This window comes from Streptomyces flavidovirens DSM 40150 (assembly GCF_000429085.1).
Taxonomy (GTDB): Bacteria; Actinomycetota; Actinomycetes; order Streptomycetales; family Streptomycetaceae; genus Streptomyces; species Streptomyces flavidovirens.
Genome location: NZ_AUBE01000001.1, coordinates 462,640 through 488,146 on the forward strand (window position 1 = coordinate 462,640; position 25,507 = coordinate 488,146).

Below are 25,507 nucleotides of genomic sequence, written 5' to 3' on the forward strand. Positions count from 1 at the left end.
GCGGCGTGTGACGCTGAGTCCGTTGTCTCAGTTGTCTCAGTGGTCCGGCTCACCTCGTGGTCGGGCGCGTTCGGGTCAGGAGGCGGAATCCCATGGCTGTCCGGTTCGCAGCGGTGGGGGTGGCGGTGGTGCTGATGCTGCCGGTTTCGGGGGCGTACGCAGAGGAGCACCCGCCGGGGCCTGTGCCCGCGTCCACGTCCGGGCCGGCGGCGATCCCGGACGACGCCGAAGAGCGCGAGCTGCTGCCGGGCGCCGGAGCGCCGGACATGCCGGAAGGGCCCTACGCCTCCGCCGCCCCGCCCGCCGAGAGCCTGGCGGGGCGGTCGGCCGGTGAGGGGCGCGAGCGGCCGGGTAGGGCACCGGAGAAGAGCGCGGAGCCGAGCGAGGGCGAGGAGGCGGGTGAGGAGGCGGGTGAGGAGGCGTCCCCGAGCGGCAGCGCCAGCCCGTCGGGCAGCCCTCGGGGCACGCCCAGCCCGTCCGCGTCCGGCTCCGCCTCCGCGTCGGCGAGCGCCTCGGCCACCCCCCGCAAGTCGTACGCGCCGAATCGCCGGGACGTACACGAAGAGGCGCTGGAGGACCCCGCGCACGAGCCGGCCGCGTCGCCCCCCGACTCGCCGGGCGGCGCGCACGAGGGGTCCGAGCAGGTCGTGGCGCAGTCCGACCCGCTGGGCGTGCATGTGCTGCCGCTGGGAGCGGGGCTCACTCTGGTCGGACTGGGGCTGGGGTTCCTGGGGCTTCGGCTGCGGCGCGGCTGAGCGGTCGTACGGTCGGTCCCCCTGCGGCTGTCTCCCGGCTGTCCCTTGGCTATCCCTCGGTCGTCCTGCGGCCGTCCCTCTCAAGACCTACGCGCGGCGTCCCTCTCAGGGCGGTTGTGGCTTTGCCAACATACTCGGTATACATACTCGGTATGTCGATCCGTCACGGGCTGCTTGCCCTCCTTGAGCACGGGCCCCGTTACGGCTCCCAGTTGCGTACCGAGTTCGAGTCGCGCACCGGCGCGACCTGGCCCCTCAACGTCGGCCAGGTCTATACGACCCTGGGCCGTCTCGAACGCGACGGCATGGTCGTCCAGGACGGCGAGGACGGATCCGGCCACGCGCTCTACGCGATCACGGAGGCGGGGCGCGGTGAGCTCAGGAGCTGGTTCGAGCGGCCCGTCGACCGTGCCAGCCCGCCCCGCGACGAGCTGGCCATCAAGCTCGCCATGGCCGTCGGCGCCCCCGGAGTCGACATCCGGGCCGTCATCCAGGCCCAGCGCCACGCCACCCTCAGGGCGATGCAGGACTACACGCGCCTGAAGGCCCGGGCCCTCGTCGCCGTCGAGGGTTCGGACGGCGAGAAGGCGCGCGACGACGTCGCCTGGCTGCTCGTACTGGAACAGCTCATCTTCCAGACCGAGGCCGAGGCACGCTGGCTCGACCACTCCGAGTCCCGGCTCGCCCGGCTCTCCGCGACGGCCGCGCGCAGGGCCGGGAACACTCCTGCGGCCGCGTCACCCGGCACGGCTGCCGGGGAAGACCCGCTCGCCCCAGCCGTCAGCACCACCGATACCGGAACCGCTCGCAACACCTCGACGTCTCGCAGCGCACGGCGATAAGCCGCGTCGCAACACGACCATCCCGTCCCAGGGGGGACCCCTTCATGCCCGAAGCCATGCCCGGACCCATGTCCCAGAAGTCACAGCAGCCCCAAGAGCCGCATGAGTCACAGCAGCCGGTCCTCCGGCTTGAGCAGCTCACCCGCGTCCACGGCAGCGGCGCCACCGAGGTGCACGCGCTGCGCGGCGTCGACCTCTCCGTCTTTCCCGGTGAACTCGTCGCCGTCATGGGCCCGTCCGGCTCCGGCAAGTCCACCCTGCTCACCATCGCGGGCGGCCTCGACAGCCCCACGTCGGGCCGGGTCGTCGTCGAAGGTACGGACATCACGACCGTCGGCCGCAAGGAACTCGCCGCCCTGCGCCGCCGCAGCATCGGCTACGTCTTCCAGGACTACAACCTCATACCGGCCCTGACCGCCGCCGAGAACGTCGCCCTGCCCCGCGAACTGGACGGCGTGTCCGCCCGCAAGGCCCGCGTCTCCGCGGTCGCCGCGCTGGAGGAGATGGGCCTCGGCCAGCTCGCCGACCGCTTCCCCGACGAGATGTCCGGCGGCCAGCAGCAGCGCGTGGCCATCGCCCGCGCCCTGGTGGGCGACCGGCGCCTCGTCCTCGCCGACGAGCCGACCGGCGCGCTGGACTCCGAGACGGGCGAGTCCGTACTCGCGCTGCTGCGCGCCCGCTGCGACGCCGGCGCCGCCGGCATCCTCGTCACCCACGAGCCGCGCTTCGCGGCCTGGGCCGACCGGGTGGTCTTCCTGCGCGACGGTTCCGTCGTCGACGAGACCCTGCGCAGCCAGGCCGACTCCCTGCTCTCCGGGCAGGCGGCCGCACAGTGAACCGCTGGTACCACTCATGGGTGGCGGCGGTGCGCATCGCCCGCCGTGACGCCTGGCGCTTCAAGGGCCGCAGCTCCCTCGTACTCGCCATGATCGCCCTGCCGATCCTGGGCGTCAGCGCCGCGGATGTGACCCTGCGCAGCGCGGACCTCTCGGCCGAGCAGAAGATGGAACGCGGGCTTGGCGCCGCCGACGCCCGCATGAGCGACCCCGGCATGGGCGGCGTGCCGATCCTCCAGGCCCCCGACGGCTTCAACAAGGCGCCGGTGAAGGACTACGGAGAGGGAATCTGGCCCGAGGGTCCCGGTGACATCCGGGCCGCCTTCCCGGCGGGCGCCAAGACGCTCAAGGACTCGAACGGCAGCGGCAAGCTCCGTACCGGGCACGGCCTGCTCAACGCCGTGATCCACGAGCTGGACGCGACCGACCCGATGACCAGGGGCATGATGACCCTCGAAGAGGGCCGGTTCCCCGCCAAGGCCGGCGAGGTCGCCGCGACCACCCACTTCCTTCAGGCCGGCGGCCTGAAGGTGGGCTCGACGGTCGCCGCCCGCGGGCTCGACACCGAGTACCGGATCGTCGGCTCGTACGAACTCCCCGACGCGCTGAAGGCGGACGAGGTACTCGCCCCGCCCGGCACCTTCCTGGCGCCGCTCGACAAGGCGCTGAAGGCCGACGACCTGCCCGGCGCGGAGACCAGCAGCACGTACCTGGTCTCCGTCGGCGGCGACGGTTTCACGTGGAACATGGTCAAAAAGGCCAACAGCCAAGGCATTTCGGTCATTTCGCGGGCCGTCGCCCTCAACCCTCCCGCCAACTCCGACGTGCCGCTGTACCAGCAGGACGGCTGGTCCAACTACCAGCAGAGCGCGGCGTCCGAAGCCGCGGCGCTCGCCGTCGTCGCCACCGTCGTCGGCCTCGCCATGCTGGAGATCTGCCTGCTGGCCGGCCCCGCGTTCGCTGTCGGCGCCCGGCGCTCCGCACGCCAGCTCGGCCTCGTCGGCGCGAACGGCGGCGACCGCCGCCACATCCGCGCCATCGTGCTCTCCGGCGGCCTGGTCATCGGCGTCGCCGCAGCGGTCGTCGGCACCGTCCTCGGCCTGCTCCTCACCTTCGCGCTGCGGCCGCTGCTCGAGGACTACATGGGCAAGCGGTTCGGCAGCTTCGATGTCCGCCCGCTGGAGCTGATCGGCATCGGCCTGCTCGCCGTCCTCACCGGCCTGCTCGCCGCGATCGTCCCGGCCATCACCTCGTCCCGGCAGTCCGTACTGGCCTCGCTGACCGGCCGCCGCGGGGTACGCCGCTCCAGCCGCGTCCTGCCCGTCATCGGCCTGATCGCGGCCGGCCTGGGCATCACCATCACCCTGTACGGCGCCACCGCCACCGACAACGTCGCCGTCGTCGCCGGCGGCAGCGCCCTCGCCGAGCTGGGCATCGTCGCGCTCACCCCCGCCCTGGTCGGCCTCTTCGGCAAGCTCGGCAGGTGGCTGCCGCTGTCCCCGCGCCTCGCCCTGCGCGACGCCGTACGCAACCGGGGCCGAACGGCCCCCGCCGTCGCCGCCGTGCTGGCCGCCGTCGCGGGCACCGTCGCGGTGGCGACGTACACCGCCAGCGACGACGTCCAGCAGCGCGCCGCGTACGAGGCGCGCCTCCCGCACGGCGTGGTGACCGTGCTGAACGCCGAGGGCGGCGGCCGTGACGTGCCGGCCATCCGCGCGGCCGTCCAGAAGCACTTCCCCGTCGACGTACGCGCCGACGTCGACCGGATCGTCGTGGGCAACGCCGGCTGCACGCCGTACAGCGACGCCAAGGGCTGCGGACGGTACGAGATCTTCACGCCCAAGGACAACCGCTGCGCCCTGTGGGCGGAGGGCACTCCGGGCTCGAAGGAGCTCACGCCCGCCGAGCGCCGCAAGCTGTCGAAGGACTGGCGCTGCGAGGAGAACGGGCAGTACGCCGAGTACGACGTCCTCGTGGCCGACGAGAAGCTGCTGTCGGTCCTCGCGGTCGACGACCCGGCCGCCTTCAGCGCCCTCAAGAGCGGCAAGGCGGTCTCCTTCGACCGGCGCAACGTCGAGAAGGGCCAGGTCGGCATCAAGCTGATCACCGACACCGACAAGGCCGACCTGATGGTGCAGAAGGGCAAGGACGCCCCTGGCGAGATCAAGCTCTTCCCCGTCCACCAGGCCCCGCAGTCGGCCACGGCGTACGGACTCAAGGTCATCCTGCCCGCCCCGGCGGCAAAGGCCGCCGGGCTCAACACCGCACCGGTCGGCGCGTACTTCTCGACCGACGAACTGCCGAACAGCACGCAGCAGCAGAAGCTCGAAGCGGCGCTCGACGCGCTGGGCACCGACGGCGGCCTGTACGTCGAAGAGGGCTACACCAGCGACAACAGCATCGAACTGCTGGCCCTGGCCATCTTTGCCGGACTCGTCACCATCGGCGCGGCAGGCATCGCCACGGGCCTCGCCCAGACCGACGCCGAGCCCGACCTCAAGACCCTCGCCGCGGTCGGCGCGCCCCCGCGGGTGCGCAGGACGCTGAGCGGTTTCCAGTGCGGGGTGGTCGCCGCGATGGGCGTGGCGCTCGGCTCGGCGGCGGGCGTACTGCCCGCGATCGGGCTGCGGCTGACCGAGGAACGCCAGCAGCTCAAGTGGTACGAGGAGGCCCTGGACGCCGGTATGGGTGGCGTCAACGACGCGCCGTACGTCCCGATCGTCGTCCCCTGGGAAACCCTCGCGGCGCTGCTCGTCGCCGTACCCGTGGGCGCGGCGCTCCTCGCCGCACTCGTCACCAGGTCCCGCACCGCGGTGGCGCGGCGCGCGGCGGGCTGACACACGCGGTTGATTTCCGTGCCCCCGCACAGGGTGGATCACCCCTGTGCGGGGGCACACCGTGTGGTGACGCAGGTGTACGAGAGAATGGCTTCATGGAGATGCCGAGGAGTGAACGGTCGCAGGAGAGCCCCCATGTCCTGGTCGTAGGGCAGGACGGAATGGCTCTCGGCGGCGCGGACGACGAGTCGCGCGAGGTGCCAGTGACAGAGATGGTCGAACAGCCCGCAAAGGTCATGCGCATCGGCAGCATGATCAAGCAACTCCTGGAGGAAGTACGGGCGGCTCCTCTCGACGAGGCGAGCCGGGTACGGCTGAAGGACATCCACGCCAGCTCGGTCAAGGAACTCGAAGACGGCCTCGCGCCCGAGCTCGTCGAGGAGTTGGAGCGGCTCTCCCTGCCGTTCACGGACGAGGCGATTCCGTCCGAGGCGGAACTGCGCATCGCGCAGGCCCAGTTGGTCGGGTGGCTCGAAGGCCTTTTCCACGGCATCCAGACGGCGCTCTTCGCCCAGCAGATGGCGGCGCGGGCGCAGTTGGAGCAGATGCGGCGCGCGCTTCCGCCGGGCGCGAGCCACGAGGACGACGGCCAGGAGGACGGTCACGGGCCGGTGCGCTCGGGCCCGTACCTCTGAGCCCCCGTACCTCTGCACTCGCAACTCTGAGCTCGTATCTCTGAGCTCGTATCTCTGAGCTTTTGTCAGGGGTGACCGGAGGCCCGCACTGCCATGACGGCGGTGCGGGCCTTTCTCATGCGTGCTTTCCCGGCATCCCGGCCGCTCAGCCCGTCGTCAGCAGGATCTTGCCGACATGGTCGCCCGCCTCCAGCGCCCGGTGGGCCTCCGCCGCCTCGGCCATCGGCACGACGCGGTCCACGACGGGGCGCACACGGCCGGTACTGATCAGCGGCCAGACGTGCTCCCGTACGGCCGAGACGATCGCCGCCTTCTCGCCCAGCGGGCGTGCCCGCAGCGTCGTCGCCGTGATCGCGGCGCGCTTCTTCATCAGCGCGCTCAGGTTGATCTCGCCCTTCACACCGCCCTGCATCCCGATGATCGCGAGGCGGCCGTTGACGGCGAGCGCCTTCACATTCCGGTCCAGGTACTTGGCGCCGATGATGTCGAGAATGACGTCCGCCCCGGCCCCGTCGGTGGCCTTGCGGAGCTCCTGTACGAAGTCCTGCTCGCGGTAGTCGATGAGGATGTCGGCGCCCAGCTCCGCGCACCGTGCCAGCTTCTGCGGACTGCCCGCGGTGACCGCGACCCGCGCGCCGACCGCCTTGGCGAGCTGGATCGCCATCGTGCCGATGCCGCTCGCGCCGCCGTGCAGCAGCAGCGTCTCGCCCGGCCGCAGGTGGGCGATCATGAAGACGTTCGACCAGACCGTCGAGGTCGTCTCGGGCAGGGAAGCCGCCGTAACGAGGTCCATGCCGCCGGGCACCGGCAGCAGCTGCCCCGCCGGTACGACGACCTTCTCGGCGTACCCGCCGCCGGTCAGCAGCGCACACACCTCGTCGCCGACCGACCAGCCCGAGACACCGGGCCCCAGGGCGGCGATCCGCCCGGAGCATTCGAGGCCGGGGTACGGCGACGAGCCGGGCGGCGGGTCGTAGAAGCCCTGGCGTTGCAGCAGGTCGGCGCGGTTGACGGCGCTCGCGACGACCTCGACGAGGACCTCGCCCTCACCGGGTACGGGATCGGGGACCTGCGCCCATACGAGCGCCTCGGGGCCACCGGGTTCAGGGATCGTGATCGCATACATGGCCGCGAGGCTACTCCGAACCGGTAGGAACCACTCCGGCTCCCCGGTCGGTCCGGCGCTCCGTCACCCCGGTCTCCGGGGCTGCGGGCCTCCGTCACTCCCCGTCTCCAGGTCTCCGGGGCTCCGTCACTCCGGCGCGGTCACCCGCATTTCCCCCGCGGTCGCGGCGCCGGGCGAAGCGCGCACGATGGTGATCACCCGGTCGGTCAGCTGGAGCGGGCTGGCCTCGGGGTCGTCGTAACCGAGCAGCCGGTGGCCGCGCAGGACGCTGACCACCAGGTCGTCGGTCTCCCGTACGTTCCGCCCCACCTCGGCCTTTATCACCGGCCGTTCGATGAGATCGAGACCGCTGCCCTGCTGGATCAGGTCCTCCATCACCGTGCCGGCGCTCGGGCTGAGCACGGAAAGGCCGAGGAGACGGCCGGCCGCGCTGGCGCTGGTGATGACGGCGTCGGCGCCCGACTGGCGCAGCAGCGGCGCGTTCTCCTCCTCGCGGACCGCGGCGACGATCTTCGCGCCCCGGTTGAGCTGGCGCGCGGTGAGCGTGACCAGGACCGCCGTGTCGTCGCGCTGGGTCGAGATGACGATCTGGCGGGCCCGCTGGACTTCGGCGCGCAGCAGTACGTCGCTGCGGGTCGCGTCGCCGAGGACACCCGTGAACCCGTCGGCGTTGGCCGCTTCGATGACCTTGGCACTCGGGTCGACGACCACGATCTGCTCTTTCCTGAGCCCCGTGGCGGCCAGGGTCTGGATCGCGGAACGGCCCTTGGTGCCGAACCCGACAATGACGGTGTGGTCGCGCAACTGGGCCCTCCAGCGGTTCAGCCGCCACTCCTCCCGCGTCCTCTCCGTGAGGACTTCGAGAGTGGTGCCGACCAGGATGATCAGAAAGAGCACGCGCAGCGGCGTCACCAGCAGCACATTGGTGAGCCTGGCGCTGTCGCTGTGCGGCACGATGTCTCCGTACCCCGTCGTGGAGAGGGTCACGGTGGAGTAGTAGACGGCGTCGAGGAAGTCGATGCTGTCGTCGGCGTTGTCGTGGTAGCCGGCGCGGTCGAAGTAGACGATGAACACCGTCAGCACCAGGACTCCCAGCGCCATCAGCAGCCGCTTGCCGACCTGCCGCAGCGGGCGGTCGACGATACGGCGTGGCAGCCTGATCCGAGCGGTGACGAGATGCTCGCCGGCGTGCCTGGCCATCGCATCGTGGCCGGGAAGTTTCACGTGAAACGTCCTTCTGTCCAGGGCAGGTCGAGGATTTCCAGTTCCTGGCCGGCCCGTGCACCGCCGGGCGGGACGACGGCCAGGCCGTCGGCGGCGGCAATGCCGCGAAGCATCGCCGGGCCGTTGTAGTGCAGCGGCACGGCCTGCTCCGCCCCGTCCGCGTCCCTGCCCCGTGCGCGGTGGACGACGGGAACGAGGCGGGTGTCGTGCGGATGGCCGTTCACATCGTCCCGTACGGGCGAGAAGTACGACGCGACGGGCGACCGTTGGGCACGGGCGCGCAGCAACGGCTCGGCGAGGGTCAGCAGCCCGGACACGGCGGCGAGCGGATTGCCGGGCAGGCCCACCAGGAACCGGCCCTCGGCGCCCCCGCCGAGGCGCGCCAGCAGCATCGGGTGGCCCGGCCGGACCGCGACACTGTCGACCAGCAGCTCGGCGCCCGCCTTGCGCAGTATCGGGTGGACGTGGTCGACGGGGCCGGCGGCCGTACCGCCCGTGGTGACGACGAGGTCGGCCTGGGAGGCGGTGACGGCCCGGTGGAGCGCGTCGGCGTCGTCGCCGAGGTGGCGGGTGCCGATCACGTCGGCACCGAGGGCGCGCAGCCAGGGGTCGAGGAGGGGGCCGAGGGCGTCCCGGACCATCCCGTCGTGCGGCAGGCCCTCGCTCAGCAACTCGTCGCCCAGTACGAACACTTCGACGCGCGGCCGGGGAACGACGGACAGCCCGTCATAACCGGCGGCCGCGGCGAGCCCGAGGACGGCGGGGGTCACGAGCGCGCCGGCGGGCAGCAACTGGTCGCCGGTACGGCACTCCTGGCCGCGCGGCCGGATGTCCTGCCCCTGGATGACCTCCCGGCGTGCGTACAGCCGCCCCCTGGCCTCGTCCAGCCGGGCGTGCTCGCTGCGGATCACAGCGGTGGCGTCGGGCGGGACACGGGCGCCGGTGGCGATGCGTACGGCCGCACCGTCGGGGAGCGCTCCGGGTGCGGCGTGCCCGGCCAGCACCTGACCGCCCTCCTCGACGCTCCACCACGGTCCGGGCCCCGCGACCGCCCAGCCGTCCATGGCGGAGCTGTCGAAGGACGGCAGGTCGGTCAGGGCGTCGAGGGGCTCGGCGAGGACCTGCCCGAGGGCCTGCGCGAGCGTCATCCGCCGCGCGCGGGGCGCGGTCGCGCCGCCGAGCCGTTCGGCGAAGGCACGGGCCTCACCCCAGGGCATGGCGCCGGTACGGGACGGGGGCGCGGGCGGGGTGGCGGGCCGACCGGACTCCTGGCCCGGCTGACCCGAGTCCCGGCCCCCCTCCGCAGCAGGATCCGGGGCCGCCTGCGGCGCCCGGCTGACGAGAGCGAGCGCCTCGTCGACCTCGCGATCCTCCTGGCTCACCCCGCGCCGTCTTCCGCGTCGTCTTCCGCGCCGTCTTCCGCGCCGTTCCTCTTGGCCTCTCCCGTGGCCTCTCCCTTGGCCTCTTCCTCCGCCTCAGCGGCCCAACGGGCGGCGAGGGCGGCGGCCTTGCGGACCGCCTCGGCGACAGCTTCCGGCCCGTTCCCGCCCGCCTTCGCCGCCGCGTAACCGACCAGGAAGGTGGTGAGCGGGGCGGCGGGCCTGGCGACACCGTGCGCGGCGTCGCGGGCGAGGTCGAGCAGGACGTTGATGTCGACATCGAGCTCAATGCCGAGTTCGTCCTTGACTGCGGTCATCCATTCATCCAGCACGTGCCCATGCTCCCTGATCCTGGACCGGGCTGCGGCAATGTCTTCCCAGGTGTCGCAGTCGAAGGAGTCGAGCGGCCCGGCGGCGACGCGCGTCACGTCGAGTTCGTGCGTGAGCAGCCGGAGCGGCAGCCCGGAGAGCCCGCCGTGCTCGGTGGCGAGGAGGGCCAGTTCACGGCGCAGCGGTTCGGCGCGGTAGGCGGCGACGAGCGGCTGGTCCCGACCGCCCGCGTCCACGAGCAATGCCACGTCACTCCCACCGCTCTCCAGGGCGTCGAGCAGCCGCTGAACCGTGGCGCGCCGGATGAAGGGCAGATCGGCGGAGAGTACGAGCAGGCTCTGAGCGGTGGTACGCCGCACCCCGGCGTCGAGCGCGGCCAGCGGCCCGCCCCCGGCCGGTTCCTCCCGCGCCCACTCGACGGACCGCACGGTCGCCCGCCGCCCACCGACGACGACGGTCGTCCCGGCCCCGCGGCACACGCCCAGCACCCGGTCGAGGAGCGTCCGCCCGCCCACGCGCACACCGGGCTTGTCCACCCCGCCGAGCCGCTTGGCGGCCCCTCCGGCCAACACGATGGCGTCGTACGCGGTCGCGGTCATGCCCCCGAGTATGCGGGGCGGGATTGTTCTTCCCCCACCCCGCCCCTTCCCGAAGGGGGGGCACCCCCCGGCCCCGCCCCCGCCCCCGCCCAGGACGCCCTGCGGCGTGTCCTCAAACGACGGACGCGCTGGATGGTTGCCACCAGGCGGGCCGGGGCCTGGGCCGGGGTGGGGAAAGGGCCCCCCGCAGCGGGCTACAGCGTGCGCAGCAGCAGGGTCGGGTGCTCCACGCAGTCCGCCACGTAACGCAGGAACCCGCCCGCCGTCCCCCCGTCACAGACCCGGTGGTCGAACGTCAGCGACAACTGCACCACCTTGCGCACCGCCAACTCCCCCTCATGCACCCACGGCTTGGGAACGATCCGCCCGACCCCCAGCATCGCCGCCTCCGGGTGATTGATGATCGGTGTGGACCCGTCGACCCCGAAGACCCCGTAGTTGTTCAGGGTGAACGTGCCACCGGTCAGCTCCGCCGGTGTCAGCGACCCCGCCCTGGCCGACTCCGTCAGCCGGGCGAACTCCGCGCTCAGTTCGTCCACATTGCGGGCATGCGCATCCCGTACGACGGGAACCACCAGCCCCCGCTCCGTCTGCGCCGCGAACCCGAGGTTCACGCCGGGGAGGCGCACGATCTCGCGGGAGGCCATGTCCACCGTGGAGTTGAGCTCCGGGAAGCGGGCGAGGGCCGCCGTGCAGATCCGGGCGAGGAGCGCCAGCACCGACACCGGTGGCCCGCCCGCCTGGTTCATCGCCGTACGGGCCGCCATGAGCTCGGTGGCGTCCGCGTCCACCCAGCAGGTGGCGTCCGGAATCTCGTGCCGGCTGCGCGACAGCTTGTCGGCGACGGCGCCGCGCATCCCGCGCAGCGGGACGCGTTCACCCACGGCAGCGACCGCAGGCGCCGGTGCCGCTGCCGGGGCCGGCGCCTGCACAGGCACCTCCTTCGCCCCACGAATCGCGCTCTCCACGTCTGACCGCAGGATCAGACCGTCGGGCCCGGAGCCCTTGAGCGTCCGCAGGTCCAGCCCGTTCTCGCGCGCCAGCCGCCGGACCAGCGGAGAGATCACCGGCACAGGACCGTCGGTCTCAACGGCTGTGTCGGCCGCCGCCGCAGACCCGGCCGCCGCGGACCCGGCCGCCGCGACCGGCCGGATACGCCGCCGCCGGGCGACGGCCGCCCCCGTGCCGTATCCCACCAGCACATTCCCCGAGGATTCCGCCTCAGGGGAAGCCGGGGCCCGGGACGGCGCCGCCGCCCCCACCGCGACCGTCAGCAACGGCGAGCCGACCGGCAGTTCGGTCCCCTCCTCACCGAAACGGGCGGTCACCACGCCCCCGTACGGGCACGGCACCTCCACCATCGCCTTGGCCGTCTCGACCTCGACCACCGGCTGGTCGACGGCGACCACATCGCCCACCTCCACCAGCCAGCGCACGATCTCCGCCTCGGTCAGCCCCTCGCCGAGGTCGGGCAGCTTGAATTCCAGACTCGCCATGTCAAAAGCGTGTGGCATCAGCTGCCCGCCTCCCACTGGAGCCGCGCGACCGCGTCGAGCACCCGGTCCACGCCCGGCAGATGGTGCCGCTCCAGCATCGGCGGCGGATACGGAATGTCGAACCCGGCGACCCGCAGCACCGGCGCCTCCAGATGGTGGAAGCACCGCTCCGTCACCCGGGCGGCGATCTCCGCGCCGGGCCCGCCGAAGCCGGTGGACTCGTGGACGACGACCGCCCGGCCGGTACGCCGTACCGAAGCCGCCACCGTCTCGTCGTCGAAGGGCACGAGCGAGCGCAGATCGACGACTTCGAGGTCCCAGCCCTCCGCCTCGGCCGCCTGGGCCGCCTCCATGCACACGGGCAGGGACGGCCCGTACGTGATCAGCGTCGCGCTGCGCCCGGAGCGGCGTACGACCGCACGCCCGATCGGCTCGACGGCGGTGGGCGCGTCCGGCGACCACGCCGCCTTCGACCAGTAGAGCCGCTTCGGCTCCAGGAAGACCACGGGGTCGTCCGACGCGATCGCCGCCCGCATGAGCCCGTACGCGTCCTCGACCGTCGCCGGCGTCACGACATGGAGCCCCGGAGTCGCCATGTAGTACGCCTCGGACGAGTCGCTGTGGTGCTCGACGCCGCCGATTCCGCCGCCGTACGGCACGCGGATCACCATCGGCATCGGCATCGCGCCGCGCGTCCGGTTGCGCATCCGTGCGACATGACTGATGAGCTGCTCGAACGCCGGATAGGCGAACGCGTCGAACTGCATCTCGACGACCGGCCGCAGCCCGTACATCGCCATGCCCACGGCCGTTCCCAGGATCCCCGCCTCGGCGAGCGGGGTGTCCGTGACCCGGTCCTCGCCGAACTCCTTCACGAGCCCGTCGGTGACCCGGAAGACCCCGCCGAGCGCGCCCACGTCCTCGCCCATCACATGGACGGACGGGTCCTCGGCCATCGCGTCACGCAACGCCCGCCCCAGCGCCTGCGCCATCGTCGCGGGCTTGGCGGGCTTCGCCTCGGCCTCGGTCGTCGCTGCCGTCGTCATCGCTCGTCCTCCCCATCGAGCTCGGCCCGCAGCAGGGCCTCCTGCTCCCGCAGTTGCGCGGTCTTCTCGGCGTACACGTGCGCGAAGAGATCCATGGGGTCGAGCACCGCGTCCGCGTTCATGCGCTCGCGCAGTTCCGCGGCCATGGTCTCGGCGGCCTCGCGGGCCTCCCGTACGGCGTCCTGGTCCAGCATTCCGCGCTCCGTGAGTTCCCGCTCGAGCAACTGGACCGGGTCGTGGGCACGCCATGCCTCGACCTCGGCGTCGCCCCGGTAGCGGGTCGCGTCGTCGGCGTTCGTGTGAGCCTCGATGCGGTACGTGACCGCCTCGACCAGCGTCGGACCGCCACCCCGGCGGGCGCGCTCCACCGCCTCGGCCAGCACCTCGTGCACGGCGGCGGCGTCGTTGCCGTCGACGAGCCGGCCCGGCATTCCGTACCCGACGGCCTTGTGGGCCAGCGACGGGGCGGCGGTCTGCTTGGCGAGCGGCACGGAGATCGCGAAGCCGTTGTTCTGCACGAGGAAGACGACCGGTGCCCGCCAGACAGCGGCGAAGTTCAGCGCCTCGTGGAAGTCGCCCTCGCTGGTCCCGCCGTCGCCGACCATGGCGAGCGCGACCACGTCGTCGCCCTTGAGCCGCGCGGCGTGCGCCAGGCCCACCGCGTGCGGCAACTGCGTCGCGAGCGGGGTGCACAGCGGCGCGATGCGGTGCTCGCGCGGGTCGTAACCGGTGTGCCAGTCGCCCCGCAGCAGGGTCAGCGCCTGTACGGGGTCCAGTCCGCGCACCACGGCGGCGAGGGTGTCCCGGTAGCTGGGGAAGAGCCAGTCCCGCTCCTCCAGGACGAGCGCGGCCGCGACCTGGCAGGCCTCCTGGCCGGTGCTGGAGGGGTAGACAGCGAGGCGGCCCTGCTTGGTGAGGGCGGTCGCCTGCGCGTTGTACCTGCGGCCGCGGACCAGCTCCGCGTACAGCCGCCGCATCAGCCCGGCGTCGAGCCGGTCCGCGGCGTCGGTGCCGAGCACACGGTGCGGCTCGCTGTCCGGGAGCAGCGGGGCCGGGCCCGTGCGGGGCTTCCAGGCCGGGGGAGGGGTCGGCCTGTAGGCGGCGGCGCCGGGCAGATCCTGGACCGGCTCGGCCGGGCGGACCGTCATGGTGCTCTTCTTCATCGCGTGCACCTCCTCGTGGGAGCGGTGAGAAGGCACAGCAATGTGGTGTGCCTCACCTACCGATTGTTCGGTCGTGGATGCAATTTGGCTACAGGCACCTTCAGCCTGTGGACAAACGGTTCCGCACAGCCTGGGATAGGGGCAGGTCGTCCATGAGAGGGAGGCGGGGGGACATGGCAGCTGAACAAATGGCCGACGCGGGAGCGGGCCCGCCCGCACGCCGGCTGGACGCCATCGACCGCGACATCCTGCGGATGCTCCAAACGGACGGCCGCGCGTCGATACGGTCCGTCGCCGAGCGCGTGCACGTGTCGCGCGCCAACGCCTACGCGCGCATCAACCGCCTCATCGACGACGGCGTGATCCGCGGCTTCAGCGCGCGCGTGGACCACGAACGGGCGGGGCAGGGAGCATCGGCGTACATCACGCTCAAGATCGTGCAGAACTCCTGGCGCACGGTCCGCGAACGGCTTCAGGAACTGCCCGGCGCCGCGCACATCGCGCTGGTCAGCGGCGATTTCGACGTACTGCTGCTGGTCCACACGGCGGACAACAGAGCGCTGCGCGAGCTCGTACTGACGAAGATCCAGTCGATACCGGAGGTGCTCAGCACCCGCACCCTGCTGGTCTTCGAGGAAACAGACCTCGACGCGGCCACCTCACCACAACCGCCCCATCCGCCGCAGGAGCTGTGAGCAGACTCAGCGGCTGGTCCGCAGCCCGTCGAAGGCCAGCCGCACCACGGTCTCCGCGAGCTGCTCCCCGTCCACCCCGCCACCGCCTTCGGCCGCCTGCGGGCGGTACCACTCCACCAGCGAATTGATCATGCCGAAGAGCAGCCGCGTCGCCATGCGTATGTCCACATCGGTGCGCAGATCGCCGTCGGCCGCCGCCGCCTTCATCAGATCCGCGACCCGCTGATCGAACTCACGGCGCCGCTCCAGGGCCCAGCGCTCGGCCTTCGTGTTGCCGCGCACGCGCAGGAGCAGCGTGACGTACGGCAGCTCGGCCATCAGCACCTCCACGGTGCGCCGCGTGACGTACTCGACCCGCTCGATCGCCCGCCCGCGCGACGCCCCCGGCTCGTCGAGGATCCCGAAGAGCCCGTCGAGGGCGCGGCTGACCGCGCGCCGCAGCAGCTCCTCCTTGCCCGCGACGTGGTGGTAGATCGAGGACTTCGAGATGCCGGCGGCCTTGGAGAGGTGCTCCATGGACGTGCCGTCGTAACCGCGCTCGTTGAAGACCCGGACGGCGACGGTCAGCAGCGTCTCGGGGGTGTACGTGTCGCGCTTGGCCGTGGTCATCAGGCGCCCTCCTCCTTGGCGGCGAACGCCTGCCGGTGGAGCGCCAGGGACGGGGCGTAGCGCCCGGTGGGGCAGCACTCGTGCAGGTTCTTCAGCAGGTCGTACGCCCAGTCCTGGCCGAGCGCGCTGCTCCATTCGACGGGTCCCAGCGGGTAGTTGACCCCGAGACGCATCGCCGTGTCGATGTCCTCGGGCGACGCGACGCCCCGCGCGACGGCGTCCGCCGCCAGGTCGATCAGCATGGCGACCGTACGAGCGACGATCATGCCGGGAACGTCGGCGATGACGCTGACGTCCTTGCCGAGCCTCTGGAAGAGGCCGGTGGCCTCGGCGACCGCCCGCGCGGACGTGTCCTCTGAGGCGGACAGGGCGATACGGGTGGCGCCGCGGTAGTCGAGGGCGAGGTCGAAGTAGACAACGTCCGCGTACTCGACGGAAGTCCGTCCGTCGGCCGGCACGAGCTGCCCTTCGCCCGGCAGCTCGATGTACGGTCCGCCCGCCTCGACCCGCTCCACGGCGATGCCCGCCTCCTCCATCATCGCGACGAGGACGCCGGCGTGGCCGAGGTCCCCGACGACAGTGACGGCCGCGGGGGCCTCCTCGGGCCCGGCGGTCCGGGGGGCGGGCTTCGCCGCCTCTTCGGCGCCGTACGGGAACCATCCGTGGCCCGACTTGCGGCCGAGGCGGCCCGACTCGACGAGGCGGCGCTGGGCGAGGGAAGGGACGAATTTGGGACTGTGGAAGAACGACTCCCAGACGGACCGGGTGACGGCTTCATTGACGTCCTGTCCGATCAGGTCCGTCAGCTCGAAGGGGCCCATGGCGAAGCCGCCCGACTCCCGCAGTACGGCGTCGATGGTGGCCGGGTCCGCGCCCTGCTCCTCGTACACCGCGAAGGCCTCGGCGTAGAACGGGCGGGCGATGCGGTTGACGATGAAACCGGGGGTGTCCGCGCAGCGGACCGGGGTCTTGCCCCAGGCGGTCGCCGTCGCCCACGCGCGCGTGGCGCTCGTCTCGTCGGTCGCGAAGCCGCTGACGATCTCGACGAGGGGAAGGAGCGGCGCGGGGTTGAAGAAGTGCATCCCCACGAAGCGGCCGGGGTTCTTCAGGGGGCCCGCGATGGCCGTGACGGAGAGGGAGGAGGTGTTGGTGGCGAGGAGGCAGTCGTCAGTGACGATCGCTTCGAGCGCCGTGAAGAGCTGCTGCTTGACCGGCAGGTGCTCGACGATCGCCTCGACGACGATGGCGGCGTCGGCGAGCTCGGTGAGGTCGTCGGCGGTGTGCAGCCGGGCGCGGGCGCTGTCCGCGTCCCGCCGGTCGAGCCTGCCCTTCTCGACGAGCCGCTCCAGGCGGGCGCCGACGGCCTCGGCGGCCTCCCGTGCGCGTCCGGGGCCCGCGTCGTAGAGACGCACCGGGTGACCGGCCACGAGGGCGACCTGGGCGATGCCCTGACCCATGGTGCCGGTGCCGACGACGGCGACGGTGCGGGCTCGATCGATAGCTGTCATGACCCCGATCCTCCCGTATGAGTTATCCACAGGTTTTACCGGGCCCTCTTGTCCCGACCGATCGTTCGGTTACTGTATCTCGTGTCCGCCTGTCCCTGCCCAGCTCGACGAGGAGTTGGTCCGCCGTGGCCGCCGAACTCACCACTTCCAAGCTGTCCGAGAAGCACCGGACGACGCTCGACCAGGCGCTCGACGCGATCCGCACGCGGGCGTACTGGTCCCCGCACCCCGAGCACCCGAAGGCGTACGGCGAGAACGGCAGCCTGAGCGCCGCCGACGGCCTCGCGGCCTTCCAGGCCCTGCACGGCACCCGCTTCGAGCTCGACCAGCCCGGCACAGACGGCTGGACGGGCGCCGAGGTGTCGCCGTACGGGCCGGAACTGGGCATCGAGTACCCGCACGCCGACATCGACGTGCTGCTGCCGGCGATGCGCGCGGGCATGGGCGCCTGGCGCGAGGCCGGCCCCGAGAACCGCGCCCTGATCTGCCTCGAAATCCTGTCGCGCATCAGCGCCCGTACGCACGAATTCGCGCACGCGGTCATGCACACCAGCGGCCAGGCCTTCATGATGGCGTTCCAGGCGGGCGGCCCGCACGCGCAGGACCGCGGCCTGGAGGCCGTGGCGTACGCGTACGCCGAGCAGGTCCGCACCCCCGGCGTGGCCGAGTGGTCCAAGCCGCAGGGCAAACGCGACCCGCTCAACCTGAGCAAGTCCTTCACCGCGGTCCCGCGCGGCATCGCGCTGCTGATCGGCTGCAACACCTTCCCCACCTGGAACGGCTATCCGGGCCTCTTCGCCTCCCTGGCCACCGGAAACCCGGTCCTGGTCAAGCCGCACCCCCGAGCGGTCCTCCCGCTGGCCCTCACCGTCCGGATCGCCCGCGAGGTCCTCACCGAAGCCGGCTTCGACCCGAACCTGGTGGCCCTCGCCGCCGAGGCCCCCGGCGAAGGCATCGCGAAGACCCTCGCCACCCGCCCCGAAATCCGGATCATCGACTACACGGGGTCCACCTCGTTCGGCGAGTGGCTGGAGACCAACGCCCGCCAGGCGCAGGTCTACACGGAGAAGGCCGGCGTCAACACGGTCGTCATCGACTCCACGGACGACTACAAGGGAATGCTGTCCAACCTGGCGTTCTCCCTCTCCCTCTACAGCGGCCAGATGTGCACCACACCGCAGAACCTCCTGATCCCCAGGGACGGCATCAGGACGGACGCGGGCGTGAAGACCTACGACGAGGTGGTGTCCGACCTCGCGGCCTCCGTCGCCGGCCTGCTGGGCGACGACGCCCGCGCGAACGCGCTGCTGGGCACACTGGTCAATCCCGACGTGAAGGCCCGCCTCGAAGCGGCGGCGGGACTGGGCGAAGTCGCACTGCCCTCACGGGAGATCACCAACCCGGACTTCCCCCAGGCAGTGGTCCGTACGCCGGTCATGGTCAAGCTCGACGGCGCCAAGCCGGACGCGGAAGCGGCGTACATGTCCGAGTGCTTCGGCCCGGTCTCCTTCGCGGTCGCCGTCGACTCCACCGAGGACGGCCTGGAACTGCTGCGCCGTACGGTGCGGGAAAAGGGCGCGATGACGGTGGGCGCGTACACGACCTCGCAGGTGACGGAGGCCGCCATCGAGGAGGTCTGCCTGGAGGAGTCGGCGCAGCTTTCGCTGAACCTGACGGGCGGGGTCTACGTCAACCAGACCGCGGCCTTCTCGGACTTCCACGGCTCGGGCGGCAACCCGGCGGCCAACGCCGCCCTGTGCGACGCGGCCTTCGTGGCCAACCGCTTCCGGGTGGTGGAGGTCCGCAGGCAGGCGTAACCGGCCGGCTTTCCGCCGTCCCACGCCCGCCGTCGTCCGCTTACACAGGGGCGACGGCGGGCGGCCCGCCCCAGTGGAACAGCGTCATGGCCACACTGGTCGCCAGGTTGTAGCTGGACACCTGCGGTCTCATGGGAAGAGCCACCAGTCTGGTCGCCCGGCTGCGCAACTCCGGTGAGATCCCGTGCCGCTCGGAGCCGAACGCTATGAGCGCGTCGTCGGGGACCTCGACGGACCGGATGTCCTCGCCCTCCGGGTCCAGTACGTACAGCGGGCCCGGCGGCAGCTCGTCGAGGCTCCGGCGCTCGACAGCCGTGGCGTAGTGGAGCCCGGCTCCGGCACGCACGACGTTGGGGTGCCACGGGTCCATGTCGCCGGTCGTGACGACGCCCGTGGCGCCGAAACCGGCAGCCAGCCGGACGACCGCTCCGACGTTGCCGAGATTGCGGGGGTTGTCCAGCACGACGATCGGGGCAAGCCGGGGCAGCCGGGAGAGCGCTTGCGCGTTCGCTCCGGCGTCGCGCCGGACCGCCAGTGCGGCGACCGCCGTCGTGTGAACCCGCGGAACCAGCTCACGCAAGGCGCGCGCCGGGATTTCGACAACGGACTCAGCGAGCACACCCGACAGGTCGTCGGCCAGCTCCCGCGCGAGCGCCAGCACGGCCTGCCGGTCGCTCGCGACCGTCAGGCGCACCTCCGCGCCGAAGCGGAGCGCGTGCTTCAGGGCATGGAAACCGTCGAGCAGAACGGCGTTCGGCTCTGCCTCACGCCACTGCCGCACCACAGCCCCGGCCACGTCCTCAGTCATGGACTCAGCCTACGGGGAGCCCGTGACCAGGCCGGACGCCTCGTCTTCACTCGACGAGCGTACGGACCTGCTCCTGCTGCCGGGGTTGCTTGCGCGGCGCCGCATCCGCATCCGCATCCGCATCATGCTTGCGCCCCAGCACCCGGGCCCGTCCCCGCGCCGCCCACCGGCCGACGCGCCGCAGAAAGCCGGTCGGCAGGAAGACCGCGTCGGCGGCGATCATCGCGAGCGAGAAGAAGGGCAGCCCGAGCAGTACAGCGATCGCCGCATGCTCGGCGATCATGACCGCGAGCAGAACGTTCTTGACCCGCCGGTTGAAGAGCGTGAAGGGGAAGGCGACCTGCACGGCCACCGTCCCGTACGTCAGCAGCATCACGATCACGCCGCTGGAGGCAAGCAGCCCGGAAAGCCCCGGCCAGGGCGAGAAGTAGTCCAGGTGCAGCGGGTAGTAGAGCGCGGTGCCGTCCTGCCAGCGCGAACCCTGGATCTTGTACCAGCCGGCGGTGGCGTAGACGAGACAGACCTCCGCCATGATCACGAAGAGACCGGCGTTGTGGAGGAGGTTGGCGATGACGTCGAGGAGAACGCGCGGATGCCCGGGCGCGTAGCGGCCGGCCGCCCACCACAGGGCGTGTACGACCAGCAGACCCCAGAAGATCAGCAGCCAGCCCCCGCTGAGCTCACCCGTGAACGTCAGCGCGGCGAGGCACGCGCCCAGCGCGCCCCACAGGACGGGCCCCACCCGGTCCGGGCGACGGGCACCGCGCCGCGCGTCCAGCGACCACACCTGCCCGCACCGCGTCAGCACCAGGTAGATCGCCATGAGGTGGATGACGTTGTCGCCGCCGTCGCCCATGAAGATGCTGCGGTTCTGCAGCGACAGCACGCCGATCATGAAGAGGACGGACATGGTCCGCGTACGCCAGCCCAGCATCAGCAACGCCGCCGACACGATCGCGAGCCCGTAGACGACCTCGAACCAGACCGTGCTCTGCGACCACATCAGCGCGGTGAAAGCGTGATTGTTCGCTATCAGCTTCTGGGCCATGTCCCAGCTCCACGGCCCGTCCGGCCCGTACAGCTCACGGCGGTGCGGATATTCGCAGAGCAGGAAGAGCAGCCAGGTCAGCGAGAACCCGATCCGCACGACGGCGCTCTGGTACGGCCCGAGGGCGGTGGAGGTGACGCGCTGAACGGCGCGCGCGAGCTTACGGGCGCCAGCGGCCCCGGGCGCGACAGGAGTACGGACGGAGGAGTTCACCGGGCCGCCTCCGACGCGCGCCGCGCACCCTCCGGCAGGTCCGCATCGGTCACCGGCCACCACGGAAGCACCCGATGGGCGGGCCGGGTGTTCGTCTTCTCCTCGCTCCACGACGGCGCCTTCACCCACAACGTCTGCGACCTGACCTGTATCCGCTCGACCTCGCCACCCAGGTCCTGCCGGGCGAGCCGCAGCATGACGGTGCGGCGGACGTAACGCTCGGAGAGGACGCCGCGCATACCGTTCGGCTTGTTCGCGTTGTCGTGCGAGGCGGTGTAGAAGTCCCAGGCGCGCCGCAGCGCGTTCTGGACGGTGTGGCTCGGCAGCAGATTGCCGCGGATCGCCTCGCCGTCCTGGGCGGAGAGGTCGATCCAGTCGGTGGTCTTCCACTGCCCGTCGGCCGTTCGGACCTGCGCCCGCACCTGTACGGCGATGTTCTGCTGGAGCGGATTGGGAGCGAAGAGCTTCCAGTTCTGCTCGAATTCCGGGTAGACCCAGTCGTCGATCGCCTCGCCGTTCTGCTTGGTGAGGGTGTTGGACGGTGCGACGTGCAGGAAGGCCATCCCGATGTGCACGCAGGCGATGACGCCGGCGACGGCGAGCGCCAGGGCTGCCACTGCCTGGTACGGCAGAGACAGAGCCGCGATACCGCCACCGCCACCGGATATGCCTGGGGCGCGAGGGGCGTCCGGGGCCTCCGGGGCCTCTGTGCCAGCCGGAGCTGAAGCCCCTTCCCGCCCGGCGGTCACGCCCCTGTCGTCGTACGAATCCATCCCGCCCCGATCACCGTCGGTCCCCCATCAGTTATCCACAGGGTTGACACCCTACGGGCCGTCGACTCACCATTGAAGTCATCGAACCGAACGATCGGTCGGTCGGGACGCCGGCGGGGAAGAAGCCGGCAGGGACGGCAGGGGGCTCGGATGGCTACAGCAGCTGCGCACCGTACGACGGCTGAAGCGCAGGCCGGAGAGGCGGAGCGGACGGCCGCGTACGAAGCGGCGTTCGACGCCGCGGTCGCGGCGGACGAGCGCATCGAGCCGCGGGACTGGATGCCCGACGCCTACCGGGCCTCGCTGGTCCGCCAGATGGCCCAGCACGCCCACTCGGAAATCATCGGCATGCAGCCCGAGGCCAACTGGATCACCCGCGCCCCCTCACTGCGCCGCAAGGCGATCCTGATGGCCAAGGTGCAGGACGAGGCCGGGCACGGCCTCTACCTCTACAGCGCCGCCGAGACCCTGGGCACCGGCCGCGAAGAGCTCCTCGACAAGCTCCACTCCGGCCGCCAGAAGTACTCGTCGATCTTCAACTACCCCACCCTGACCTGGGCCGACGTCGGCGCCATCGGCTGGCTGGTGGACGGCGCCGCGATCACCAACCAAGTGCCGCTGTGCCGCTGCTCCTACGGCCCGTACGCCCGCGCGATGGTCCGCATCTGCAAGGAGGAGTCCTTCCACCAGCGGCAGGGGTACGAGCTGCTGCTCCACCTCAGCAAGGGCACGCCCGAGCAGCACGCCATGGCGCAGGACGCGGTGGACCGGTGGTGGTGGCCGTCCCTGATGATGTTCGGCCCGCCGGACGACGAGTCGGCCCACTCGGCGCAGTCCATGGCCTGGAAGATCAAGCGCCACTCCAACGACGAGCTGCGCCAGCGCTTCGTCGACATCGCCGTCCCGCAGGCGGAAGCGCTCGGGCTCACCCTCCCCGACCCGGACCTGCGCTGGAACGAGGAGCGCGGGCAGTACGACTTCGGCGCGATCGACTGGGACGAGTTCTGGAACGTACTGAAGGGCAACGGTCCCTGCAACGAGCAGCGGATCTCGCAGCGGCGCACGGCGCACGAAGAGGGCGCCTGGGTCCGGGAGGCGGCGAGCGCGTACGCCGCGAAGCACGGGAAGGCAGCAGCATGACGAACTCCGACTGGCCCCTGTGGGAGGTCTTCGTGCGCTCGCGCCGCGGACTGTCCCACACCCACGCCGGCAGTCTCCACGCGCCGGACGCGGAAATGGCCCTGCGCAATGCCCGCGACCTCTACACCCGCAGGTCCGAGGGCGTCTCGCTGTGGGTGGTGCCGTCGTCGGCAATCACCGCGTCCTCGCCCGACGAGAAGGACCCGTTCTTCGAACCGGCCGCCGACAAGCCCTACCGTCACCCGACGTTCTACGAGATCCCGGAAGGGGTGCGGCACCTGTGAACCGAGTACCTGTGACCGCCGCACTCGCACCCGCGGCCCTCGCCCTGGGCGACGACGCGTTGGTGCTCTCGCACCGGCTGGGGGAGTGGGCCGGACACGCCCCCGTGCTCGAAGAGGAGGTGGCCCTCGCGAACATCGCGCTGGACCTGCTGGGGCAGGCACGGATCCTGCTCTCCCTCGTCGGTGACGAGGACGAGCTGGCGTACCTCCGTGAGGAGCGGGCCTTCCGCAACCTCCAGTTGGTCGAGCAGCCGAACGGCGACTTCGCGCAGACCATCGCCCGCCAACTGTACTTCTCCACCTACCAGGGGCTGCTGTACGGGCAACTGGCGGCCGGGGACGGAGAGTTGGCCCCGCTGGCGGCGAAGGCGGTCAAGGAGGTCGCGTACCACCAGGACCACGCCGAGCACTGGACACTGCGCCTCGGCGACGGCACGGCCGAAAGTCACGAGCGGATGCAGCGGGGCTGCGACACGCTGTGGCGGTTCACGGGCGAGATGTTCCAGCCCGTCGAGGGAGTCGACGTCGACTGGCAGAAGCTGGAGGCCGGCTGGCGGGAATCGGTCGGCGCCGTGCTGGAGCGGGCGACGCTGACCGTGCCCGAGGGGCCGCAGAGCGGCGCCTGGTCGGCGGGAGCGGGCCGCCAGGGGCTGCACACCGAACCGTTCGGGCGCATGATCGCCGAGATGCAGCACCTGCACCGCAGCCACCCGGGGGCGACATGGTGACCGAAACGCTTCTGGAGGCCGAGCTGCGCAGGGTCGCGGGCTCGGTCCCCGACCCCGAACTGCCGGTGCTCACCCTGGAGGAGCTCGGCGTCCTGCGCGCCGTCCACGTCTTCGGGCCCGGCAGGGTCGAGGTCGAGCTGACACCGACGTACACCGGCTGCCCGGCGATCGAGGTGATGTCCACGGACATCGAGCGTGCGCTGCACGAGCACGGCATACCGGAGGTCTCGGTCCGCACGGTCCTGTCCCCCGCCTGGTCGACGGACGACATCAGCGCGGAGGGCCGCCGCAAGCTCGCGGAGTTCGGCATAGCCCCGCCGCGCCCGCAGCCCACCGACGGCGGGCCCGTGCCCCTCACCCTGTCGGTGCGCTGCCCGCACTGCGGCTCCACGGACACCGAGCTGCTCAGCCGGTTCTCCTCCACCGCGTGCAAGGCGCTGCGCCGCTGCGTTTCCTGCCGCGAACCGTTCGACCACTTCAAGGAGTTGTAGATGCTGTCCTCAGACGCCGGACGGGCCGGGTTCCATCCGCTCCGGGTCCGCGAGGTCGAGCGGCTCACCGACGACTCCGTGGCCGTCACCCTCGCCGTGCCGCCAGAGCTCCGCGAGACCTTCCGGCACAAACCCGGCCAGCACATCGCGCTGCGCCGTGTCGTGGCCGGTGAGGAGATCCGCCGTACGTACTCGATCTGCGCCCCGGCCACCGAAGCGCCGCGGGAGCCGGTGCTGCGGGTGGGCATCCGGCTGGTCGACGGCGGCGATTTCTCGACGTACGCCCTGAAGGAACTGGCCGCCGGCGACACGGTCGAGGCGATGGCGCCGGCCGGCCGCTTCATCCTGGAGCCGCGTCCGGGCCGCTTCGCCGCGATCGTGGGCGGCAGCGGCATCACGCCGGTGCTGTCGATGGCGGCGACGCTGCTGGCGCGGGAGCCGGACGCCAGTTTCTGCCTGGTGCGCAGTGACCGCACGGCGGCTTCGACGATGTTTTTGGAGGAGGTGGCCGACCTCAAGGACCGGTACCCGGACCGGTTCCAGCTGGTCACCGCCCTCTCCCGCGAGGAGCAGCAGGCGGGCCTGCCGTCGGGCCGCCTCGACGAGGAGCGGCTGACGGGGCTGCTGCCCGCGCTGCTGCCGGTGGCGGACGTGGACGGCTGGTTCCTGTGCGGGCCTTTCGGTCTCGTCCAGGGCGCGGAGCGGGCGCTGCGCGGCCTCGGCGTGGCCAGAAACCGTATCCACGAGGAGATCTTCCACGTCGACGACGGAACGGGAACGGTCACGAGCAGCCCGGTTACGGCAGCCACCAGCAGCACACTCACCGCCACGCTCGACGGCCGGTCGGGCAACTGGCCGGTACTGGACGGCGAATCACTGCTGGAGACGGTGCTGCGCAGCCGCGCGGACGCGCCGTACGCCTGCAAGGGCGGGGTCTGCGGGACGTGCCGGGCCTTCCTGGTCTCCGGCGAGGTGCGGATGGACCGCAACTACGCGCTGGAGCCGGAGGAGACCGAAGCGGGCTATGTCCTGGCCTGCCAGTCCCATCCGGCGACGCCGGAAGTGGAGCTGGACTTCGACCGCTGAGGTATCCCCGCTCCGACCGCGTACTGCCTCAGGCTGTGT

Annotated in this window: 24 protein-coding genes; 12 read left to right on the forward strand and 12 right to left on the reverse strand. The window is 71.6% G+C overall.

From position 1 onward, the window contains the following. Positions 1-92: 92 nt before the first annotated feature. The 5 genes from G412_RS0102175 (at position 93) to G412_RS0102195 (ending at position 5,905) form a co-directional block, all read left to right on the forward strand. Positions 93-755: a hypothetical protein gene (locus tag G412_RS0102175; protein ID WP_028810629.1), complete on the forward strand. Its 663-nt coding sequence runs from the start codon at positions 93-95 to the stop codon at positions 753-755. 152 nt (positions 756-907) lie between these two features. After that, positions 908-1,597 (forward strand): PadR family transcriptional regulator, encoded by a 690-nt coding sequence (locus G412_RS32955; RefSeq protein WP_051338060.1) that lies wholly within the window; start codon positions 908-910, stop codon positions 1,595-1,597. Between the two features lie 68 nt (positions 1,598-1,665). After that, positions 1,666-2,433, forward strand: coding sequence for an ABC transporter ATP-binding protein (locus tag G412_RS0102185; protein ID WP_028810630.1), 768 nt, complete (start codon positions 1,666-1,668; stop codon positions 2,431-2,433). Continuing rightward, positions 2,430-5,270 carry an ABC transporter permease gene (locus G412_RS0102190; protein WP_028810631.1) on the forward strand — a complete coding sequence of 947 codons (2,841 nt, stop codon included), beginning with the start codon at positions 2,430-2,432 and terminating at the stop codon, positions 5,268-5,270. The genes G412_RS0102185 and G412_RS0102190 overlap by 4 nt, the downstream gene beginning before the upstream one ends. A gap of 95 nt (positions 5,271-5,365) precedes the next feature. After that, a complete protein-coding gene (locus G412_RS0102195) occupies positions 5,366-5,905 on the forward strand; it encodes a bacterial proteasome activator family protein (protein ID WP_037647289.1) in 540 nt (179 codons plus the stop codon). A gap of 145 nt (positions 5,906-6,050) precedes the next feature. Here G412_RS0102195 and G412_RS0102200 read toward each other — a convergent pair whose 3' ends face one another. From G412_RS0102200 to pdhA, 7 genes are all read right to left on the reverse strand, one after another. Then, entirely contained in the window at positions 6,051-7,031 is a 981-nt protein-coding gene (locus G412_RS0102200; protein WP_028810633.1) for an NAD(P)H-quinone oxidoreductase, read from the reverse strand. Between the two features lie 126 nt (positions 7,032-7,157). Then, positions 7,158-8,231, reverse strand: a complete 1,074-nt coding sequence (locus G412_RS0102205; protein WP_078606751.1) for a potassium channel family protein — start codon at positions 8,229-8,231, stop codon at positions 7,158-7,160. Positions 8,232-8,251: 20 nt separating this feature from the next. After that, entirely contained in the window at positions 8,252-9,637 is a 1,386-nt protein-coding gene (locus G412_RS32960) for a molybdopterin molybdotransferase MoeA (protein WP_037647293.1), read from the reverse strand. Next, positions 9,634-10,563 carry an NTP transferase domain-containing protein gene (locus tag G412_RS32965; RefSeq protein WP_051338061.1) on the reverse strand — a complete coding sequence of 310 codons (930 nt, stop codon included), beginning with the start codon at positions 10,561-10,563 and terminating at the stop codon, positions 9,634-9,636. The genes G412_RS32960 and G412_RS32965 overlap by 4 nt, the downstream gene beginning before the upstream one ends. A gap of 194 nt (positions 10,564-10,757) precedes the next feature. Continuing rightward, the gene (locus G412_RS0102220; RefSeq protein WP_028810635.1) at positions 10,758-12,059 is read right to left on the reverse strand and encodes a dihydrolipoamide acetyltransferase family protein; all 1,302 of its coding nucleotides are present in this window, start codon (positions 12,057-12,059) and stop codon (positions 10,758-10,760) included. Positions 12,060-12,076: 17 nt separating this feature from the next. After that, positions 12,077-13,105, reverse strand: a complete 1,029-nt coding sequence (locus tag G412_RS0102225; protein WP_028810636.1) for an alpha-ketoacid dehydrogenase subunit beta — start codon at positions 13,103-13,105, stop codon at positions 12,077-12,079. Next, positions 13,102-14,268, reverse strand: a complete 1,167-nt coding sequence (pdhA, locus tag G412_RS0102230; RefSeq protein ID WP_037647296.1) for a pyruvate dehydrogenase (acetyl-transferring) E1 component subunit alpha — start codon at positions 14,266-14,268, stop codon at positions 13,102-13,104. Before pdhA ends, G412_RS0102225 begins: the two co-directional genes overlap by 4 nt. A 173-nt stretch (positions 14,269-14,441) precedes the next feature. On the opposite strand from pdhA, the gene G412_RS32970 reads away from it, so the two are divergent. Then, positions 14,442-14,963 carry an Lrp/AsnC family transcriptional regulator gene (locus G412_RS32970; RefSeq protein ID WP_037647301.1) on the forward strand — a complete coding sequence of 174 codons (522 nt, stop codon included), beginning with the start codon at positions 14,442-14,444 and terminating at the stop codon, positions 14,961-14,963. A gap of 6 nt (positions 14,964-14,969) precedes the next feature. Here G412_RS32970 and G412_RS0102240 read toward each other — a convergent pair whose 3' ends face one another. Further along, positions 14,970-15,572 (reverse strand): TetR/AcrR family transcriptional regulator, encoded by a 603-nt coding sequence (locus G412_RS0102240; protein ID WP_028810638.1) that lies wholly within the window; start codon positions 15,570-15,572, stop codon positions 14,970-14,972. Next, the gene (locus tag G412_RS0102245; RefSeq protein ID WP_028810639.1) at positions 15,572-17,080 is read right to left on the reverse strand and encodes a 3-hydroxyacyl-CoA dehydrogenase; all 1,509 of its coding nucleotides are present in this window, start codon (positions 17,078-17,080) and stop codon (positions 15,572-15,574) included. Before G412_RS0102245 ends, G412_RS0102240 begins: the two co-directional genes overlap by 1 nt. A 125-nt stretch (positions 17,081-17,205) precedes the next feature. Between G412_RS0102245 and paaN the strand changes: the two genes are divergently transcribed. Continuing rightward, complete coding sequence (paaN, locus tag G412_RS0102250) at positions 17,206-18,897, forward strand: phenylacetic acid degradation protein PaaN (RefSeq protein WP_028810640.1); 1,692 nt, start codon at positions 17,206-17,208, stop codon at positions 18,895-18,897. A 40-nt stretch (positions 18,898-18,937) separates the two neighbouring features. Here the strand turns inward: paaN and G412_RS0102255 are convergent, their stop codons facing one another. From G412_RS0102255 to G412_RS0102265, 3 genes are read right to left on the reverse strand one after another with little or no spacing between them, the layout of a single operon-like run. Then, positions 18,938-19,705 (reverse strand): TrmH family RNA methyltransferase, encoded by a 768-nt coding sequence (locus G412_RS0102255; RefSeq protein WP_028810641.1) that lies wholly within the window; start codon positions 19,703-19,705, stop codon positions 18,938-18,940. A 46-nt stretch (positions 19,706-19,751) separates the two neighbouring features. Next, positions 19,752-20,966 carry an HTTM domain-containing protein gene (locus G412_RS32975; RefSeq protein ID WP_051338063.1) on the reverse strand — a complete coding sequence of 405 codons (1,215 nt, stop codon included), beginning with the start codon at positions 20,964-20,966 and terminating at the stop codon, positions 19,752-19,754. After that, positions 20,963-21,739, reverse strand: coding sequence for a DUF5819 family protein (locus G412_RS0102265; protein ID WP_028810642.1), 777 nt, complete (start codon positions 21,737-21,739; stop codon positions 20,963-20,965). Before G412_RS0102265 ends, G412_RS32975 begins: the two co-directional genes overlap by 4 nt. A 150-nt stretch (positions 21,740-21,889) precedes the next feature. Here G412_RS0102265 and paaA point away from each other — a divergent pair, with 150 nt between their 5' ends. Genes paaA through G412_RS0102290 form a run of 5 tightly spaced genes read left to right on the forward strand, consistent with a single transcriptional unit; the run spans position 21,890 to position 25,468 of the window. Then, complete coding sequence (gene paaA, locus G412_RS0102270) at positions 21,890-22,879, forward strand: 1,2-phenylacetyl-CoA epoxidase subunit PaaA (RefSeq protein ID WP_028810643.1); 990 nt, start codon at positions 21,890-21,892, stop codon at positions 22,877-22,879. Next, positions 22,876-23,163, forward strand: coding sequence for a 1,2-phenylacetyl-CoA epoxidase subunit PaaB (gene paaB, locus G412_RS0102275; RefSeq protein WP_028810644.1), 288 nt, complete (start codon positions 22,876-22,878; stop codon positions 23,161-23,163). The genes paaA and paaB overlap by 4 nt, the downstream gene beginning before the upstream one ends. Then, entirely contained in the window at positions 23,160-23,891 is a 732-nt protein-coding gene (paaC, locus tag G412_RS0102280) for a 1,2-phenylacetyl-CoA epoxidase subunit PaaC (RefSeq protein ID WP_051338064.1), read from the forward strand. The genes paaB and paaC overlap by 4 nt, the downstream gene beginning before the upstream one ends. Beyond that, positions 23,885-24,382 (forward strand): 1,2-phenylacetyl-CoA epoxidase subunit PaaD, encoded by a 498-nt coding sequence (gene paaD, locus G412_RS0102285; RefSeq protein ID WP_028810646.1) that lies wholly within the window; start codon positions 23,885-23,887, stop codon positions 24,380-24,382. The genes paaC and paaD overlap by 7 nt, the downstream gene beginning before the upstream one ends. Next, entirely contained in the window at positions 24,383-25,468 is a 1,086-nt protein-coding gene (locus G412_RS0102290; protein WP_028810647.1) for a 2Fe-2S iron-sulfur cluster-binding protein, read from the forward strand. Positions 25,469-25,507: the final 39 nt, after the last annotated feature.

What these genes read in the sequence shown, in the direction of transcription:
- G412_RS0102240 (WP_028810638.1), bottom strand. Translation starts at nt 15,572, where the DNA reads ATGACCACGGCCAAGCGCGACACGTACACCCCCGAGACGCTGCTGACC.
- G412_RS0102200 (WP_028810633.1), bottom strand. Translation starts at nt 7,031, where the DNA reads ATGTATGCGATCACGATCCCTGAACCCGGTGGCCCCGAGGCGCTCGTA.
- G412_RS0102255 (WP_028810641.1), bottom strand. Translation starts at nt 19,705, where the DNA reads ATGACTGAGGACGTGGCCGGGGCTGTGGTGCGGCAGTGGCGTGAGGCA.
- paaB (WP_028810644.1), top strand. Translation starts at nt 22,876, where the DNA reads ATGACGAACTCCGACTGGCCCCTGTGGGAGGTCTTCGTGCGCTCGCGC.
- pdhA (WP_037647296.1), bottom strand. Translation starts at nt 14,268, where the DNA reads ATGAAGAAGAGCACCATGACGGTCCGCCCGGCCGAGCCGGTCCAGGAT.
- G412_RS32955 (WP_051338060.1), top strand. Translation starts at nt 908, where the DNA reads ATGTCGATCCGTCACGGGCTGCTTGCCCTCCTTGAGCACGGGCCCCGT.
- G412_RS0102265 (WP_028810642.1), bottom strand. Translation starts at nt 21,739, where the DNA reads ATGGATTCGTACGACGACAGGGGCGTGACCGCCGGGCGGGAAGGGGCT.
- G412_RS32965 (WP_051338061.1), bottom strand. Translation starts at nt 10,563, where the DNA reads ATGACCGCGACCGCGTACGACGCCATCGTGTTGGCCGGAGGGGCCGCC.
- G412_RS0102205 (WP_078606751.1), bottom strand. Translation starts at nt 8,231, where the DNA reads ATGGCCAGGCACGCCGGCGAGCATCTCGTCACCGCTCGGATCAGGCTG.
- G412_RS32970 (WP_037647301.1), top strand. Translation starts at nt 14,442, where the DNA reads ATGGCAGCTGAACAAATGGCCGACGCGGGAGCGGGCCCGCCCGCACGC.
- paaD (WP_028810646.1), top strand. Translation starts at nt 23,885, where the DNA reads ATGGTGACCGAAACGCTTCTGGAGGCCGAGCTGCGCAGGGTCGCGGGC.
- G412_RS0102245 (WP_028810639.1), bottom strand. Translation starts at nt 17,080, where the DNA reads ATGACAGCTATCGATCGAGCCCGCACCGTCGCCGTCGTCGGCACCGGC.
- G412_RS0102195 (WP_037647289.1), top strand. Translation starts at nt 5,366, where the DNA reads ATGGAGATGCCGAGGAGTGAACGGTCGCAGGAGAGCCCCCATGTCCTG.
- paaA (WP_028810643.1), top strand. Translation starts at nt 21,890, where the DNA reads ATGGCTACAGCAGCTGCGCACCGTACGACGGCTGAAGCGCAGGCCGGA.
- G412_RS0102290 (WP_028810647.1), top strand. Translation starts at nt 24,383, where the DNA reads ATGCTGTCCTCAGACGCCGGACGGGCCGGGTTCCATCCGCTCCGGGTC.
- G412_RS0102225 (WP_028810636.1), bottom strand. Translation starts at nt 13,105, where the DNA reads ATGACGACGGCAGCGACGACCGAGGCCGAGGCGAAGCCCGCCAAGCCC.
- G412_RS0102185 (WP_028810630.1), top strand. Translation starts at nt 1,666, where the DNA reads ATGTCCCAGAAGTCACAGCAGCCCCAAGAGCCGCATGAGTCACAGCAG.
- G412_RS0102175 (WP_028810629.1), top strand. Translation starts at nt 93, where the DNA reads ATGGCTGTCCGGTTCGCAGCGGTGGGGGTGGCGGTGGTGCTGATGCTG.
- G412_RS0102220 (WP_028810635.1), bottom strand. Translation starts at nt 12,059, where the DNA reads ATGGCGAGTCTGGAATTCAAGCTGCCCGACCTCGGCGAGGGGCTGACC.